This window comes from Viridibacillus arvi, from assembly GCF_001274945.1.
Lineage (GTDB): Bacteria > Bacillota > Bacilli > Bacillales_A > Planococcaceae > Viridibacillus > Viridibacillus arvi.
Map to the genome: position 1 here is coordinate 175,220 of NZ_LILB01000009.1, position 15,729 is coordinate 190,948.

Here is a 15,729-nt window from a genome sequence, read left to right on the forward strand (position 1 = left end):
ATTTTCATTTAAGGTTGACGGGAAAAGTCGTCATGTTATAATGGGAATTGTGAGCCAATGATAATCATTTTCAATAAGAAGATTATCAACTCATAAAATGAATACATCGGGGATTACAATGAAGAAACGATACCTTTTTATAGCTCTTATCTTGTTATCATTAATATCGCTTTTTGTGGGAGTGAGCCGAATCTCTCCGACAGATTTGCTAGATTTTGAATCTGAAGAAACTCAAATTTTCTTAATTAGTCGTGTACCTAGACTAGTAGCCATCATTTTAGCTGGTATGGGAATGAGTATTGCAGGTTTGATCATGCAAAGTTTAAGTAGAAATAAATTTGTTTCGCCAACAACTGCAGGTACATTAGATGCCACTAAGCTAGGCATACTAGTATCAATGTTACTGTTTGCGAATGCATCTTTAATTGAAAAAATGGCGGTTTCATTTGTATTTGCGTTAGCCGGCACGCTTTTATTTATGCAAATTTTAAATCGTATTAAATTCAAGGATGCCATTTTTATTCCACTTGTTGGATTAATGTTCGGTAATATTTTGTCGTCTATTACGACGTTTTTCGCATATAAAGCGGATGTTATTCAAAATATATCTTCTTGGTTACAAGGTGATTTCTCTATGGTTATGAAGGGGCGTTATGAACTTTTATACATAAGTGTACCTATATTAATCATCGCTTATTTATATGCGAACCGATTTACGGTTGCGGGTATGGGTGAAGATTTCTCGAAAAATCTTGGACTTGCTTATAAAAGAATCGTTAACTTTGGTTTAATCCTCGTGGCACTCGTTACAACAACCGTTGTGCTAACGGTTGGGATGATACCTTTCCTTGGTTTAATCATTCCGAACATTGTATCGATCTTCAAGGGAGATCATTTACAAAAAACACTTCCGCATACCGCATTATTAGGTGCAATTTTCTTATTAGCCTGCGATATTCTAGGTAGGATATTGATTTATCCATATGAGATTTCAATTAGCTTAATGGTTGGGGTAATTGGTAGTGGCGTCTTCCTATACTTGTTATTTAGGGGGAAGGCGTATGCGTAACAGTACAAAAATGATACTATTAGCAGCATTTGCTGCAGTATTTTGTGGATTATATTTGTTTCAAGGTTTAAATGGAAGTTATGACTATGCATTGCCTCGCCGAGGAATTAAAGTGCTAGCAATGGCCATAACGGGTATTGCAATTGCGTATTCAACAGTTGTTTTCCAAACAATTACGCATAACCGCATTTTAACGCCGAGTATTATGGGACTAGATTCACTTTATTTGCTATTGCAAACAGTGATTATCTTCTTCTTAGGTTCCGGGCATATAGTAGTTCTCAATACAAAAGTAAACTTCGTTCTATCATTAGTCGTCATGATTGGGTTCGCACTTCTACTATACAAATTTCTTTTCCGTACAGGAAAACAGCCAATTTATTTCCTACTGCTTGTAGGTATTATTCTTGGTACTTTGTTAGGTAGTATCACTACATTCATGCAGGTATTAATTGATCCAAATGAATTTATGCGCGTGCAGGATAAAATGTTTGCTAGTTTCAATAATGTAAGTGGAGACTTAGTATGGTTTGCATTAATTATCGTACTAGTTACGATGATATACGGGTGGCGAATGGTTCGCGACTTGGATGTATTATCTCTAGGGAGAGATAATGCCATCAACTTAGGTGTTCCTTATGATAAAGTCGTCAAACGTATGCTTGTTATTTCAGCAATTTTAATTGCTTCGTCTACTGCACTAGTAGGACCGATAACTTTCTTCGGTTTAATCGTTGCGAATTTGTCTTATCAATTCTTTAAAACGTACAAGCATACAGTGTTAATCACTGGTGCTGGTCTAATGAGTTTAGTGGCGTTAATTGGTGGGCAATGGATTGTTGAGCGTGTATTCACATTCTCAACAACATTAAGTGTTATCGTCAACTTTGTCGGTGGTATCTACTTCATCTATCTATTATTAAGGGAGAGTCGATCTGCATGATCCAAGTAAAAGAAATATCTAAACTATTCGGCAAGAAAGTTGTAGTTGATAAGGTAAGTGTCGACATTCAACGTGGCAAAATCACGTCTTTTATCGGCCCAAATGGTGCAGGTAAATCTACGCTTCTGTCGATGGTAAGTCGTTTACTTGATGCAGACACTGGAGATGTATTACTAGATAGCTCAGATGTAAAAAAATTAAAATCAAATGATTTTGCTAAACGAGTATCAATTTTAAAACAATCAAACTATATGAATGTGCGTTTGACGATTCGTGAGCTTGTATCTTTTGGCCGTTTCCCATATTCTCGAGGTCGCTTAAATGAGGAAGATGTAAAAATGATCGACCAAGCGATAGAGTATATGAATTTAGAAGAAATCCAATATGATTTTTTGGATGAATTATCTGGTGGCCAACGTCAACGTGCTTTCATCGCAATGGTTATCGCACAAGATACCGAATATATATTACTTGATGAACCACTCAACAACTTAGATATGAAGCACTCAGTGCAGATTATGAAAATCCTAAGAAAACTTGTGGATGATTTAGGGAAAACAGTAGTCATTGTTTTGCATGATATTAACTTCGCTTCTGTTTACTCAGATCGAATTGTTGCTTTGAAAGATGGGCGTATTGTAAAAGATGGTCCAACCAATGACATTATCAACTCAGAATCATTAAAAGAAATTTACGATATGGATATACCTATTCAAGAAATGAATAGTTGCCGTATTTGTGTCTATTTTAATTCATAACAAAAGGAGACTTTACCCAATGAAAAACTGGAAATTACTTACGTTAGTTTTTGCAATGCTTTTAGTATTAGCAGCTTGTGGCTCTAAAGACGATAAAAAGGAAGAATCAACTTCAGGTTCAAAAGCAGAAGAAATTACGATTACAAATGACTTCGGTATTTCAAAAGATGACGGAACTTCTGATAACGTGAAAGACGAAGTAAAAGTTAAGAAAAATGCTGAAAAAGTTGTAGTATTTGATATGGGATTCTTAGATACTCTTGACACTTTAGGAGTTAAAGTTGCTGCATTACCACAAGATTCAGTTCCAAGTTACCTTGAAAAATATAAAAGTGATGATTATAAAAACGTTGGTTCTTTAAAAGAACCTGATTTTGAAGCGATTGCTGCTTTAAAACCAGATGTAATCTTCATTTCTGGTCGTCAAGCTAGCCTTTACGAACAACTTAAAGAAATTGCTCCAACTGTTTATGTAGGATTAGATACTTCAAAATACATGGAATCATTCAAAGCTAATACAGAATTAGCTGGTAAAATCTTCGATAAAGAAGATCAAGTAAAAGAAGAACTAGCTAAAGTTGATGATAAAATTGCTACAATTAATGAAAAAGCGTCTGCTTTAGATAAAAACGCATTAATCATCCTAGGTTCTGAAGGTAAAATCAGTGCTTATGGTCCAGCATCTCGTTTTGGTGTAATTCATGATGTATTTGGTTTTAAACCTGCTGATGAAGGTATTGAAGTTTCAACTCACGGACAAAACGTATCATTTGAATATGTACTAGAGAAAAATCCAGATATTATCTTTGTAGTTGACCGCGATGCAGTAGTAACTGAAGGTGCATCTGCTAAAGACGCAATCGAAAATGCTTTAGTGAAGAAAACAAATGCTTATAAAGACGGTAAAATGTTCTACTTAAATCCAGAAGTTTGGTACCTATCAGGTGGCGGATTACAATCAGTATCATTAATGATTGATGAAGTAGAGAAGGCGCTATAATATGTTTTATCAAATGAAACGAATCATTGTACAGGAAGGTTTTTCTGGACAGGTTGTAGAACGTTTTAGTGGCGATACACCATTAGCAAAGCAACCTGGTTTCGTTGATTTGAAAGTGCTTGTGAAGAAAGTTAGACGCGGAGACGAGGAAGTAATGATCCTCGTTCAATGGCAAAGTGAAGAGGATTGGAAAAATTGGGAGAAGAGTCCGGAGCACATCGCTGGTCATAAAGCGAATATCGGCAAGCCCAAACCAGAATATATAATTGAATCAAGCCAAAACGTCTATGAAGTAAAAGTAACAAAATAAAGTAAGCTCCCCTAGCTTATTATTACCGAAAATGCTCTAGCTTGATGCTAGAGCATTTTTTATTGTTTTTGTTCATATTGCTATTACATCGAGTAGAAAAGAGATATAGTAGAAGAAATGTTAATCGCAAGCGTGAGGAGGGATTAGTATGAAAAAGTTGTTTTATCCACTTGCGATAGTTACCGCAATCGTTTATATCGTGCTCTTTTTAAATATAAAAAGTAGTTGGGTATTCAATTTAGATCAGTGGGTTTCAGATTTGTTGAAGGGTAATAACTTTTTAGGTTTTTTCCATTACTTTGGTGAACCAGCTTTCGTTGTTATCGTCGCCGTTATTCTAGTAGTAGTGTTATGGATAAGGGATCATAATTATCGTGGAATGTTTTTTGCCCTTGTAACAATAGCAGCTGGTAACGTGCTTAATCAGTTATTGAAAGTGTGGGTGCAAAGACCACGTCCTGACATACCTGATCAGCTTAAAAGTTTTAGTTTTCCATCAGGACATTCCATGACCGGGATTTTATATTTGTTTACATTAGCCTATATAGCAAATGAATATCAATATTCTAAAAAGGTAAAGATATTTACTTGGATTGGAGCTATTATCCTGACGGTGCTTATTGGTATGTCACGTGTTGCTGAGAGTCGTCACTTCGCTTCAGACGTGTTAGCGGGTTGGTCAATGGGCTACACTTGGTTTATCCTTGCAGTAATATGGTATGAACGAAGAAAACGAATATTTAAAGAGTTAGCACAGGAAAAAATAGAGGAATAAGAAGTACTTAGTATTACGTTATTTGGAATTAATCATCAAAAAAACAACCAGTCGTCGAGTAAGCATCGACAACTGGTTGTTTTTTTGTTAGTTACCTAACCTCATTTTCCCTATAGAGCTTGCTCATGCAGAGTTTTACGTAAGTAAAAAGCTAAGATAAAAGAGGCAAGTAGAAAACTTGTAATCATACCAATAATCCCATGCCAGCCATATACGGTCCAGAAGATTCCACCTACCGTTCCGCCTACACTTGAACCTACATAGTAAAAGAATAAGTACAATGAGGATGCCTGTGCTTTATCGTGTGTAGCGCGTCGACCAACCCAACTACTAGCAATAGAGTGTCCACCAAAGAAGCCGAATGTGAAAATGGCGATGCCAGCTATCTTTAAAAGTAAGTGGTTTTCTAGCGTGATAATACCACCGATAAACATAATAACTATTGCAATGACTAACATTTTATATTTTCCAAAACGATCTGAAAGACTGCCAAACCATGTAGAACTAAATGTACCTACAAGGTAGATAATGAATATCCAACCAACAATTGTTTGACTTAAAGAAAATGGCGGTTCTACTAATTGAAAGCCGATATAATTATAAAGTGTGACAAAGCTCCCCATTAATAAAAAGCCTAATCCAAATAAACTTAGTAAAGCAGGATCTTTTAAATGAAGGATTAATGAATGTAACAATGCTCTTACATTAAGTTTCTTCGCTTTAAAATGTTTAGAAGATGGTAATAAAAAGTAGAAGGCAAAGCTCACTATAAAACTAATTAGCCCAATTGCAATCATCCCAATACGCCAGTTGAATAAATCGGTCATCGTCCCAACGATGATTCGCCCACCTAATCCACCAATTGTATTACCACTAATATATAATCCCATAGCAATCCCTAAACTTTTAGGGTCGATTTCTTCTCCTAAATAAGCCATAGCAATGGCCGGAAGCCCGGCAAATACAATGCCTTGTATAACTCTTAATGTAAGTAAAATTGAATAATTAGGTGCAAAAGCAATAAATAAGGTTAAAATAGCACCTGCAAACATGGATAATGTCATAATCTTTTTTCTGCCCCAAGCCTCTGATAATGAGCCAATAATAAGCATGCTGAAGGCTAATGTTAAAGTCGTTACAGATAATGACAAACTAGCAACTGTAGGCGAAATGTGGAACACTTTTGTGAAAGTCGGCAGTAATGGTTGTGTCATATATAAATTTGCAAATGTACTAAAAGCTCCTGCGAACAATGCTAAATTCGCATTTCGGAAGCTAACGGTACCACGTCTAATATAGTCCATTAGAGTTCACTCCAAAATTGAATTATTTAATACTTATTATAAGGATGTACAAATCATAATAACAATTGTTTAGATTTGTAAATGTATTTAAAAGGGTATTCATGAAAGCTGTATATGTATATAAAAGTGTTATGATTACTAAAATTTTCTTTCACCCACTATATTTTTGAGAGTTAAAGAAAGTTGCATCGAGGAAACATTTTGCATACAATGAAATTAACATTTTAATAGAGAAAGTAGTTGAGTATATGGATGGAAATGTCGTTTTTGCTTTAGCGTTAACGCTCTTTGCTGGTTTAGCAACAGGAGTAGGTAGTTTAATAGCATTTTTTACATCAAGAACGAATACGAAGTTCCTATCGTTTTCTTTAGGTTTCTCTGCTGGTGTCATGATTTATGTTTCTCTTGTTGAAATATTTGTGAAAGCTAAGGACTCTCTCGTTGGTGAGTTAGGGGAAAAGCAAGGATACACATTCACGGTAATTGGTTTTTTTGCCGGTATGCTGTTAATCGCACTCATTGATAAAATGATTCCAAAACATGAAAATCCTCATGAAATAAAAAAGGTTGAAGATATGCAGGCAGGACCATCAAATGATGAATATGATAAGTTAATGAAAATGGGTATATTCACCGCGCTTGCAATTGGAATTCATAACTTTCCAGAGGGAATTGCAACATTTGCATCTGCCTTGCAAGATCCGAATCTCGGTGTTGCGATTGCAATTGCGGTTGCTATTCATAATATTCCAGAGGGAATAGCTGTCTCTGTCCCGATTTTCTTTGCGACAGGAGATCGTAAAAAAGCATTTAAACTTTCATTTTTATCAGGTTTAGCAGAACCGGTTGGAGCATTTGTAGCATATTTGATTTTAATGCCATTCTTAAATGATATTGTGTTCGGAATGCTCTTTGCTGGTGTTGCCGGTATTATGGTATTCATTTCGTTAGATGAATTATTGCCAGCCGCAAAGAAATATGATGAGGCTCATACATCTATTTATGGTGTTATTGCTGGCATGGCTGTAATGGCTATTAGTTTAGTATTATTAGTTTAAAAAACAGGTCCCATCATTATGGGACCTGTTTTTTAGTGTGCCACTTAGTTTTCAGATGCTACGGTGAATCTTTCATTCAAATGTTTTGGGTTTTCTAGTTCGTCTAATACAGCGATTGCATAGTCAGCATAACTAACGTAGCTTTCACCTTTAGTGTTGACTAATAGATGGTCTATTCCTGCGATATATTGACCAGTGCGTGGACCTTCTGGATCGAAGAAAGCAGATGGACTTAAGAAAGTCCAAGTGATAGATGATGCTTTCAAGTCCTCTAAGTTTTTGCCTTGGTTTTCAGCTGTTGGTAAGTAAATTGCAGGGAAATCTGGTGTAGACATCACTGTCACTGTTTTTTCTGGATCAACAAAAAGGCTACCTGCTCCGCCAATTACAAATAGTTTTGTGTCTCGTGCATCTTGTAGAATATTGATAAGGTTGCGTCCAGCTTCTACGTGTAAATGTTCTTCACCTGCTGGGGCCCCGAATGCATTAACGATAACGTCAAACTCCTGTACATCTTCTGTTGTTAATGAAAAGATGTCTTTCTCTATTACAGCAACATTCTCTGCCTCTAATTTTGAAGCACTACGAATGATTGCAGTTACCTCGTGTCCGCGAGATACTGCTTCTTTTAAAATGAAGTTACCAGCTTTACCTGTTGCACCAATAATACCAATTTTCATAATGATTTCCTCCTTAAAATATGTTGTAACTAATATGGTTACAAGTTGTTTGTAAAAAAAGATCGCCTCTTAGTGAAAGAGTTGATCTAATACATCTTGTAGCGTTTCTTCTGTCAATTTATCTTCCATTGCTCGCTGAACAGATTGAAATACGTTATCTAAAGTGGATTGAATTTTTTTTCCGACAGCACATTCCGGGTTCGGGTTATCGTGTATTGCAAATAACTCCTCCGGTGCCTGTACGGCTTTATATATGTCTAGAAGCGTAATGTCTTTCGGTTCTTTGACTAATTGATATCCAGCAACTCCTGCATTGGAGGCTATTAAGTTTGCCTTTTTTAACTGGCTACTAATCCGTCGTATAACGACGGGATTAGTGTTAACACTGCTAGCAATCCATTCAGATGTAAGTTGGTTAGAATCATTTGTTGTAGCGATTAAAGAAAGAATGTGTATAGCGACAGAAACACGACTGTTCACCATATCGGTCACCGCCTAACATGTAATCATTATAGTTACAGGGTGGGGGTAATGTCAATTCATTTGAATTAGGAAAGATCATAACTTTAACACATCGGTGATTTTTGCCAAGAAAAAATGCCAAGTTGCACATACTCTTGGCATTTTCCATTTCTATTATTCGCTTGTTACTTGAACACCTTTTGTATCGACAGGAACGGCTTTAATATCATAAGAAGGGAATAGGGGCTTCATCTTTGCAACGAAAGCATCTATGCGATCTTTTGAGATTAAAGAGATAACAGTCGGACCAGCACCGCTTATAGCTGTACCAAAGGCACCCGCATCCTGCGCAGTTTGACGAATTTCATGATAATTAGGAATTAAATTTGCGCGGAATGGTTCATGAAATAAATCATGCTCCATGAATTTGCCTGCACGTTCATAATCCTTTATTAGTAATGAAGCAGTTAACATATTGGCATGGGCACTTGCGTGAACAGCGTATGCTTTGTCATAGTTTGACGGTAATGCTTTACGAGCTTCCTCTGTTTTTAATTCAACATTTGGAATGAATACAGCGAATGCAGCGTCAACATCGCGTGCATTAATCAATTCTAATTGACCGTTTGGCAATGTTGAAGCAATCGTTAGACCACCATATACGGATGCAGCTGCATTGTCAGGATGCCCTTCAATTTTCGAAGCAAGTTTACAACGTTCTTCAATAGAGAGTTGTAGATTACATACTTGATTTGTAAGTTCAATACCCGCCACAATAGCAGATGCACTACTTCCAAGTCCACGAGCAAGTGGTAGTTCACTGTGCATCACGACTTTACAAGAAGGAAGTGTGGCTTTGTATCGTTCCGCTGTTTCTTTAGCAACTTTATAGACGAGATGGTCTTCAACTTTAACATTTGCGGGAAGGTGTTCTGAACTGTGCTCAAACTCCCAATGATCTTGTAAAGTTATGTCTAATGTTAAATAGAGACCTAATGCTAGTCCAATAGAATCGAATCCTGGTCCAAGATTAGCGGTGCTTCCCGGAACAGATATGGACCATTTTGTTGTCATAGCAATCCCTCGATGTAAGTACGGATTTCCGCTTCGTCATTTGCTAAAGAAATCATATCGACTGTAGAAGCTTTTACGGCTGTATCAGGGTCTTTTAATCCGTTACCTGTTAATACAGCAACAACACGACTCCCCTTAGGGATTGAGCCATTTTCAACAGATTGTAGAACACCAGCAATAGAAGCGGCTGATCCTGGTTCTGCAAAGACGCCTTCTTTAGAAGCTATTAAGCGGTATGCATTTAAAATCTCTTCATCCGTAACTGCAGCGACTTTACCTCCAGATTCATCACGAGCAGCTTCAGCTAGTTTCCAACTTGCTGGATTCCCTATACGAATAGCAGTAGCAACAGTTTCAGGGTGGGCTATTACTTCGCCACGCACAATTGCTGCAGCACCTTCTGCTTCGAAGCCAAACATTTTTGGTAGACCCGTTTGCTTTTTGGCATTGTATTCTTTAAAGCCTTTCCAATAAGCGCTAATGTTACCTGCGTTGCCGACAGGGATTGCAAGAATATCTGGTGCACTGCCTAGACCGTCGCAAATTTCAAAAGCAGCTGTTTTTTGACCTTCTAATCTATATGGATTAACTGAGTTTACTAATGTTACAGAAGTGTTTTCACTAATGTCACGAACAATTTGAAGTGCTTCATCAAAATTACCATCAATTTCAATGATTTTAGCACCATACATGTAAGCTTGTGCTAGTTTACCAGCAGCTACTTTACCTTTTGGGATAACGATAATAGCTTGAATGCCCGCACGTGCTGCATATGCAGCGGCTGCAGCTGATGTATTGCCTGTTGAAGCACAAATAACAAATTTACTTCCAGCTTCAACTGCTTTTGCTACGGCCATTACCATGCCACGGTCCTTGAATGAACCTGTTGGATTTAAACCTTCATATTTAACATAAAGATCAATTTCTAGTTCCTTTGATAACGTATTTAAATGAATGAGTGGTGTATTACCCTCATGTAAAGTAAGAGCGGGTGTATTTTCTGAGACAGGTAGATATTCTTTATAGTGATTGATAAGACCTTTCCACATATAACATTCTCCTTTTTGTTCATCCTGAAAAAACATTTGTTTTTCTATAAGAGACATTTTAACTCATTTTGGGTATATGTTTCAATAGGTAATTGCTAAATTTTCGGAACAATTGAATATCTTTTGCATCTTGTCACAAAATATAAAGATGTGTATAGTTAGGGTAGTCAATTGTGTATTCAAGTGTAAAGACATACGGGGGAATAATAATGACAACGAATCAACAAGCAGGTACTAAGGTAATATCTCGTAATAAGCTTCTAGGTATTGCGGGAGTTGGGTGGATGTTTGATGCATTAGATGTGGGGATTTTATCTTTTGTCATAGCGGCTTTAGCAAAAGAGTGGATGCTATCACCAAGTGAAATGGGGTGGATTGGTAGTGTTAACTCAATCGGAATGGCGGTTGGAGCCTTTGTATTTGGTATATTAGCCGATCGCATTGGCCGTAAATCAGTATTTATATGGACACTTGTAATTTTCTCGGTTGCTAGTGGTTTATCGGCGTTGACGACGACTCTAGCAGCATTTATGATTTTAAGATTTTTCATTGGTATGGGTCTTGGTGGTGAATTGCCAGTAGCTTCAACGCTTGTTTCTGAAAGTGTTGCATCACATGAACGTGGACGCATTGTTGTCTTATTAGAAAGTTTCTGGGCTGGCGGTTGGTTATTAGCAGCACTTATTTCATACTTTGTTATACCAAACTACGGCTGGCGAATTGCTTTATTATTAACGGCTCTTCCAGCAGTTTATGCGATATACTTGCGGTTACATTTACCTGATTCGCCTCAGTTTACAGCTAAAAAAGATGTTGTACGAAATATTAGCCAAAATATTAAAGATGTTTGGTCGAAAGAATATGCTCGTCGTACATTAATGCTTTGGATTGTTTGGTTTACAGTTGTCTTTTCTTATTATGGCATGTTTTTGTGGTTGCCTAGTGTTATGGTTATGAAGGGTTTTAGTTTAATAGCAAGTTTTAAATATGTGCTGATAATGACGCTAGCACAATTACCAGGTTATTTTACAGCTGCTTGGCTAATTGAAAGAGCAGGCAGAAAATTTGTCTTAGCTACCTATTTGTTAGGAACTGCTGTAAGTGCACTTGTTTTTGGAAATGCTGAAACAATTGGTCTTTTACTTGTAGCTGGAATGTTCTTATCATTCTTTAATCTAGGAGCCTGGGGTGCACTGTATGCTTATACGCCTGAGCAGTATCCAACTATTATTCGTGGTACAGGCGCTGGTATGGCTGCCTCTGTTGGCCGATTAGGAGGAATATTTGGACCGTTGCTTGTAGGTTCACTTGTAGCAAAAGGATATGAATTGAATTTAATCTTCGGTATCTTCTGTATCTCGATAATAATAGGTGTAGTTGCAATTATTGCACTAGGTACGGAGACAAAACAGACAGAGTTAGAATAGGGATTTATAAGAGGGACTATCCTTCTATAACCCTTTATAATATTAATAACGATCTTCTTTCACTATTTAATAGAGAGAAGATCGTTTTATTTTGTAAGTACCTTCACTGAAGAGACATTATGTTATTATTACGGATTCAAAATTAGAGCGATATATTGTAAATCAGTTTAGCGATACAAATGTTCAATTAATTCTTGCCCAAGATTAATCTTTATATTATTAGAATTTTCCCTTAATTTGAAACTAATAGTAGATTCATAACGTAATAAAGTTATACATAAAAGGAGTGAACGTTATGGATGTAACAGAATTTTACGTATCGATTGAACCACATGATGTATTAAAACTTATTAAAACAAACATTGTGGAGGGCAGTTTTTCTGGAAAGCTTATTGATCAATATGAACGTATTATAGGGGATCAACAAGTAGTAGTTTGTATACTTGAAAAGTACTATATGCGTACTAGTAATCGTGCAAGCTTAACAGTAACAGTTGACAATTTAGAAGGTAAAACGAAAATTCATGCGGTCGCTTCTGGTGGTGGAGAAGGTGCCTTTTTCCGTTTTGATTGGGGAGTGGGTAATACTTTCGTTAATAGTGTAGCGAAGGCGTTAGAAGAGTTCATTATAAAGTAGTGAAAAAGCTAGGGGGATGTTAGGTGAAATACCCAACGAAGCATCAAAGGGTTTTGATTATTGGATCTGGAGGGGCAGGGAAATCAACATTGTCTCGTACATTAAGTAGATTATGGGAATTGCCTCTCATTCATTTAGATGCTATGTATTGGAAATCTGGTTGGCAGAAATCTGATAAAGTAGATTTTATAGAAAGGCTTCAATTAGAACTTGAAAAGCCTGCTTGGATAATTGATGGAAATTTCGATTCGACACTAGAAATAAGAGCTAAATATGCAGACCTTATCATTTTCCTCGATTTTTCTAATAAGCTTTGCACTTATCGAGTATTAAAACGTACTATTCAATATCGAGGGAGGACAAGGCCTGATATGGGGGAGGGGTGCCCTGAAAAGGTTGATGCAGAGTTTCTACGATGGATTTGGCGCTTCCCTGTTGATGCCAGACCAGGGATAATGAATATTATGATCCAATCTAATGTAAACAGTATTATATTTTCTTCTCCTTCCCAGCTAAAAAAATGGTTGAGAAATTGTAAAAAAGGGCAAAGTAGTCTCAAATGAGGCTGCTTTTTTATTTTTATGAGTATAAACACCGGACTTTTTAATTTGAATACAACTTATAATTTCAGAACAATCAGTTTACTTATAGGATAAATAGCCGCTATCACGACTTTTGTTAAGGAGGATTGTCTATATGAGCCAAGAAGGGAAGAACTTATCGAGACGTGATTTTTTGAAAACCACGGGTATTGCTACAGGAACATTAGTCGGTGGTGGAATAATTGGCGGTTTGATTGGCTACAACACCAATAAAAAATCTAAGCCATCTAATAATGCCAATAATACAACAGGACATGATGAGCATTCTGGCATTCCGGCCCGAATGTTCTTTATGAGTCAGACGGATTTTCAAGTCTTATCAAATGCCACTGAACGTATTTTTCCAAAGGATGATCTAGGGGCAGGTGCTATTGATTTAGGGGTACCTTACTTTATTGATCGTCAATTAGCAGGGAATTATGGTAGTAATTCAAGAGAGTATATGAAAGGTCCGTTTGCTGTAGGAGCACCAACACAAGGCTATCAAAGCCATCTAAATCGTGCAGAAATATTCACACAAGGCATTATAGCTCTAGAAAAAGAGAGTAAAAAGCGCTATAAAAAAGGATTTTCAGATCTTAGTGAAAAACAAATGGATGAAGTGTTAACTGCATTTCAAAAAGACGAAGTTAAGATACCAGGTGCATCTTCTGCAATGTTCTTCGGGTTACTTCGTTCAGCTACGCTTGAAGGGGCATATTCTGACCCAATGTACGGAGGTAACAAGAATTTAGAAGGTTGGAAAATGAAAGGATTCCCTGGACATCAAATGGCATATATCAGTGAAATTGAAAAAGATGAGTTTAAAAAATATGAACCTAAGTCTTTAGGGTCTATCTAGTATGGAGGTGGATAGTAATGGTTAAGACTTTACCAAAAGTAGATGTTGTAACGGTAGGGGTTGGTTGGACTGGAGGAATTATTGCTGCAGAATGTGCAAAAGCCGGTCTAAAAGTAGTAGGACTTGAACGTGGACAGAAACGCGGTACATCGGATTATCAGCAAATTCACGACGAATATCGTTATGCTATACGTTATGATTTGATGCAAGATTTATCGCGTGAGACGATAACGTTCCGTAATAATCGGAAAATGAAGGCATTACCAATGCGTCAATTAGGATCCTTTTTATTAGGAGAAGGTTTAGGAGGATCAGGAACGCACTGGAATGGACAAACATTCCGCTTTTTACCCTATGATTTTCAAATAAAAACAATGACTGAAAAAAAATATGGTAAGAATAAGTTAAGTACCGATTATTTAATTCAAGATTGGGGTTTAACTTACGATGAACTTGAGCCATATTTTGATACATTTGAGAAAACAACTGGTATTTCAGGTGATGGTAAAAATAAACATGGCGGTAAGAGATCAAATCCATATCCTACACCTGCGATGAAAACAACGCCCCTTTTAAAAAAGTTTGAGAAGGCAAGTGGGAAATTAGGTTATAGCCCATATATGATGCCGTCTGCTAATTTGTCGGAACCATACAAAAACCCCGATGGTGAACAAATAAATGCCTGTCAATATTGTGGCTTCTGTGAACGTTTTGGCTGTGAATACGGAGCAAAAACATCACCAGAAATTACTGTTGTTCCAACAGCGACTAAAACAGGGAACTTTGAACCTCGATTTCATGCCAATGTTGTAGAGGTTGTAAAAAAGGGCAATAAAGTAACAGGTGTTAAGTATATAGATACAATATCAGGTGAAGAATTTATTCAGCCAGCTGATGTAGTAGTGCTAACAAGCTATGTCATGAATAATGCAAAATTACTTATGGTATCGAATATCGGTGAAATGTATGATCCGACAACAGGAAAAGGAACATTAGGTCGGAATTATTGCTATCAAATTTTACCTGGTGCTTCAGGCTTTTTTGATGAACAATATAATACATTTATGGGTGCAGGTGCTTTAGGCATGTGTTTTGATGATTTAAATGGTGATAATTTTGATCACTCAGATTTAAAATTTATTCATGGTGCTAATGTCGCTTTAACGCAAACGGGCACGAGACCAATTGGTACAAATCCTATTTTACCTGATACTCCTACTTGGGGAGCAGAGTTTAAAAAGCAATCTATTGAAAATTTTACGCGCTCATTAGGAGTTGGCGGTCAAGGTGCATCAATGCCTCATAAAGAGAACTATTTATCGTTAGATAATGTTTATAAAGATTCCTATGGTGTCCCATTGTTACAAATGACGTATAACTTTACAGATCAAGACAAAGCATTACACAAACATATTTCGAAAAAATGTGGAGATATTTTAAAAGAGATGGGCGCGAAAACAGTTGTAGTCAATTCAGATCTTGACCAATATAATATTGTCCCTTATCAATCAACTCATAATACTGGTGGAACCGTTATGAGTTTAACACCAGAGGAAGGTGTTGTGAACAACTACTTACAACATTGGGATGTTGATAATTTATTCGTGGTAGGTGCTGGGAACTTCTCGAATAATAGTGGCTACAATCCTACTGGGACAGTTGGTGCTTTATCTTATCGCTGTGCAGAAGGTATTATCAAATACAGTAAAAAGGGCGGCTCGCTCGTTTAATAAAGGAGGA

General features: G+C 36.8%; 17 protein-coding genes. 12 read left to right on the plus strand and 5 right to left on the minus strand.

Annotated elements, in window-relative coordinates:
* Window positions 1-118 precede the first annotated feature (118 nt).
* The 6 genes from AMD00_RS22035 to AMD00_RS22060 all read left to right on the plus strand — a co-directional run bounded on the left by AMD00_RS22035 (window position 119) and on the right by AMD00_RS22060 (window position 4,855).
* Complete coding sequence (locus AMD00_RS22035; RefSeq protein WP_053419146.1) at window positions 119-1,069, plus strand: ABC transporter permease; 951 nt, start codon at window positions 119-121, stop codon at window positions 1,067-1,069.
* Window positions 1,062-2,012 (plus strand): iron chelate uptake ABC transporter family permease subunit, encoded by a 951-nt coding sequence (locus AMD00_RS22040; RefSeq protein ID WP_053419147.1) that lies wholly within the window; start codon window positions 1,062-1,064, stop codon window positions 2,010-2,012. The genes AMD00_RS22035 and AMD00_RS22040 overlap by 8 nt, the downstream gene beginning before the upstream one ends.
* Window positions 2,009-2,770 carry an iron ABC transporter ATP-binding protein gene (locus AMD00_RS22045; RefSeq protein ID WP_038186197.1) on the plus strand — a complete coding sequence of 254 codons (762 nt, stop codon included), beginning with the start codon at window positions 2,009-2,011 and terminating at the stop codon, window positions 2,768-2,770. The genes AMD00_RS22040 and AMD00_RS22045 overlap by 4 nt, the downstream gene beginning before the upstream one ends.
* A 19-nt stretch (window positions 2,771-2,789) precedes the next feature.
* Window positions 2,790-3,770, plus strand: a complete 981-nt coding sequence (locus AMD00_RS22050) for a siderophore ABC transporter substrate-binding protein (RefSeq protein WP_053419148.1) — start codon at window positions 2,790-2,792, stop codon at window positions 3,768-3,770.
* Window position 3,771: 1 nt separating this feature from the next.
* On the plus strand, window positions 3,772-4,080 hold the full coding sequence (locus AMD00_RS22055; RefSeq protein WP_053419149.1) for an antibiotic biosynthesis monooxygenase family protein: 309 nt from the start codon (window positions 3,772-3,774) through the stop codon (window positions 4,078-4,080).
* Window positions 4,081-4,228: 148 nt separating this feature from the next.
* Window positions 4,229-4,855, plus strand: a complete 627-nt coding sequence (locus tag AMD00_RS22060; RefSeq protein WP_053419150.1) for a phosphatase PAP2 family protein — start codon at window positions 4,229-4,231, stop codon at window positions 4,853-4,855.
* A 110-nt stretch (window positions 4,856-4,965) separates the two neighbouring features.
* Here AMD00_RS22060 and AMD00_RS22065 read toward each other — a convergent pair whose 3' ends face one another.
* Entirely contained in the window at window positions 4,966-6,159 is a 1,194-nt protein-coding gene (locus tag AMD00_RS22065) for an MFS transporter (protein ID WP_053419151.1), read from the minus strand.
* A 248-nt stretch (window positions 6,160-6,407) separates the two neighbouring features.
* Here AMD00_RS22065 and zupT point away from each other — a divergent pair, with 248 nt between their 5' ends.
* The gene (gene zupT, locus AMD00_RS22070) at window positions 6,408-7,217 is read left to right on the plus strand and encodes a zinc transporter ZupT (RefSeq protein ID WP_053419152.1); all 810 of its coding nucleotides are present in this window, start codon (window positions 6,408-6,410) and stop codon (window positions 7,215-7,217) included.
* A gap of 44 nt (window positions 7,218-7,261) precedes the next feature.
* On the opposite strand, the gene AMD00_RS22075 is transcribed toward zupT, so the two are convergent.
* The 4 genes from AMD00_RS22075 to thrC form a co-directional block, all read right to left on the minus strand.
* The gene (locus AMD00_RS22075) at window positions 7,262-7,897 is read right to left on the minus strand and encodes an NAD(P)-dependent oxidoreductase (protein WP_053419153.1); all 636 of its coding nucleotides are present in this window, start codon (window positions 7,895-7,897) and stop codon (window positions 7,262-7,264) included.
* Window positions 7,898-7,966: 69 nt separating this feature from the next.
* The gene (locus tag AMD00_RS22080) at window positions 7,967-8,380 is read right to left on the minus strand and encodes an Rrf2 family transcriptional regulator (protein WP_053419154.1); all 414 of its coding nucleotides are present in this window, start codon (window positions 8,378-8,380) and stop codon (window positions 7,967-7,969) included.
* 153 nt (window positions 8,381-8,533) lie between these two features.
* The gene (gene thrB, locus AMD00_RS22085; protein WP_053419155.1) at window positions 8,534-9,433 is read right to left on the minus strand and encodes a homoserine kinase; all 900 of its coding nucleotides are present in this window, start codon (window positions 9,431-9,433) and stop codon (window positions 8,534-8,536) included.
* Window positions 9,430-10,482, minus strand: coding sequence for a threonine synthase (thrC, locus tag AMD00_RS22090; protein WP_053419156.1), 1,053 nt, complete (start codon window positions 10,480-10,482; stop codon window positions 9,430-9,432). The genes thrB and thrC overlap by 4 nt, the downstream gene beginning before the upstream one ends.
* 209 nt (window positions 10,483-10,691) lie before the next feature.
* Between thrC and AMD00_RS22095 the strand changes: the two genes are divergently transcribed.
* The 5 genes from AMD00_RS22095 (at window position 10,692) to AMD00_RS22115 (ending at window position 15,719) form a co-directional block, all read left to right on the plus strand.
* Entirely contained in the window at window positions 10,692-11,909 is a 1,218-nt protein-coding gene (locus AMD00_RS22095) for an MFS transporter (protein WP_053419157.1), read from the plus strand.
* A gap of 295 nt (window positions 11,910-12,204) precedes the next feature.
* The gene (locus tag AMD00_RS22100) at window positions 12,205-12,546 is read left to right on the plus strand and encodes a DUF6054 family protein (RefSeq protein ID WP_053419158.1); all 342 of its coding nucleotides are present in this window, start codon (window positions 12,205-12,207) and stop codon (window positions 12,544-12,546) included.
* A gap of 23 nt (window positions 12,547-12,569) precedes the next feature.
* A complete protein-coding gene (locus AMD00_RS22105) occupies window positions 12,570-13,109 on the plus strand; it encodes a P-loop NTPase family protein (RefSeq protein WP_053419159.1) in 540 nt (179 codons plus the stop codon).
* Window positions 13,110-13,242: 133 nt separating this feature from the next.
* Window positions 13,243-13,989, plus strand: coding sequence for a gluconate 2-dehydrogenase subunit 3 family protein (locus AMD00_RS22110; RefSeq protein WP_053419160.1), 747 nt, complete (start codon window positions 13,243-13,245; stop codon window positions 13,987-13,989).
* Between the two features lie 17 nt (window positions 13,990-14,006).
* A complete protein-coding gene (locus tag AMD00_RS22115) occupies window positions 14,007-15,719 on the plus strand; it encodes a GMC family oxidoreductase (RefSeq protein WP_053419161.1) in 1,713 nt (570 codons plus the stop codon).
* Window positions 15,720-15,729 lie beyond the last annotated feature (10 nt).

What these genes read in the sequence shown, in the direction of transcription:
- AMD00_RS22095 (WP_053419157.1), top strand. Translation starts at nt 10,692, where the DNA reads ATGACAACGAATCAACAAGCAGGTACTAAGGTAATATCTCGTAATAAG.
- AMD00_RS22045 (WP_038186197.1), top strand. Translation starts at nt 2,009, where the DNA reads ATGATCCAAGTAAAAGAAATATCTAAACTATTCGGCAAGAAAGTTGTA.
- AMD00_RS22115 (WP_053419161.1), top strand. Translation starts at nt 14,007, where the DNA reads ATGGTTAAGACTTTACCAAAAGTAGATGTTGTAACGGTAGGGGTTGGT.
- AMD00_RS22040 (WP_053419147.1), top strand. Translation starts at nt 1,062, where the DNA reads ATGCGTAACAGTACAAAAATGATACTATTAGCAGCATTTGCTGCAGTA.
- AMD00_RS22075 (WP_053419153.1), bottom strand. Translation starts at nt 7,897, where the DNA reads ATGAAAATTGGTATTATTGGTGCAACAGGTAAAGCTGGTAACTTCATT.
- thrC (WP_053419156.1), bottom strand. Translation starts at nt 10,482, where the DNA reads ATGTGGAAAGGTCTTATCAATCACTATAAAGAATATCTACCTGTCTCA.
- zupT (WP_053419152.1), top strand. Translation starts at nt 6,408, where the DNA reads ATGGATGGAAATGTCGTTTTTGCTTTAGCGTTAACGCTCTTTGCTGGT.
- AMD00_RS22050 (WP_053419148.1), top strand. Translation starts at nt 2,790, where the DNA reads ATGAAAAACTGGAAATTACTTACGTTAGTTTTTGCAATGCTTTTAGTA.
- AMD00_RS22060 (WP_053419150.1), top strand. Translation starts at nt 4,229, where the DNA reads ATGAAAAAGTTGTTTTATCCACTTGCGATAGTTACCGCAATCGTTTAT.
- AMD00_RS22035 (WP_053419146.1), top strand. Translation starts at nt 119, where the DNA reads ATGAAGAAACGATACCTTTTTATAGCTCTTATCTTGTTATCATTAATA.
- AMD00_RS22110 (WP_053419160.1), top strand. Translation starts at nt 13,243, where the DNA reads ATGAGCCAAGAAGGGAAGAACTTATCGAGACGTGATTTTTTGAAAACC.
- AMD00_RS22080 (WP_053419154.1), bottom strand. Translation starts at nt 8,380, where the DNA reads ATGGTGAACAGTCGTGTTTCTGTCGCTATACACATTCTTTCTTTAATC.
- AMD00_RS22100 (WP_053419158.1), top strand. Translation starts at nt 12,205, where the DNA reads ATGGATGTAACAGAATTTTACGTATCGATTGAACCACATGATGTATTA.
- AMD00_RS22065 (WP_053419151.1), bottom strand. Translation starts at nt 6,159, where the DNA reads ATGGACTATATTAGACGTGGTACCGTTAGCTTCCGAAATGCGAATTTA.
- AMD00_RS22055 (WP_053419149.1), top strand. Translation starts at nt 3,772, where the DNA reads ATGTTTTATCAAATGAAACGAATCATTGTACAGGAAGGTTTTTCTGGA.
- thrB (WP_053419155.1), bottom strand. Translation starts at nt 9,433, where the DNA reads ATGACAACAAAATGGTCCATATCTGTTCCGGGAAGCACCGCTAATCTT.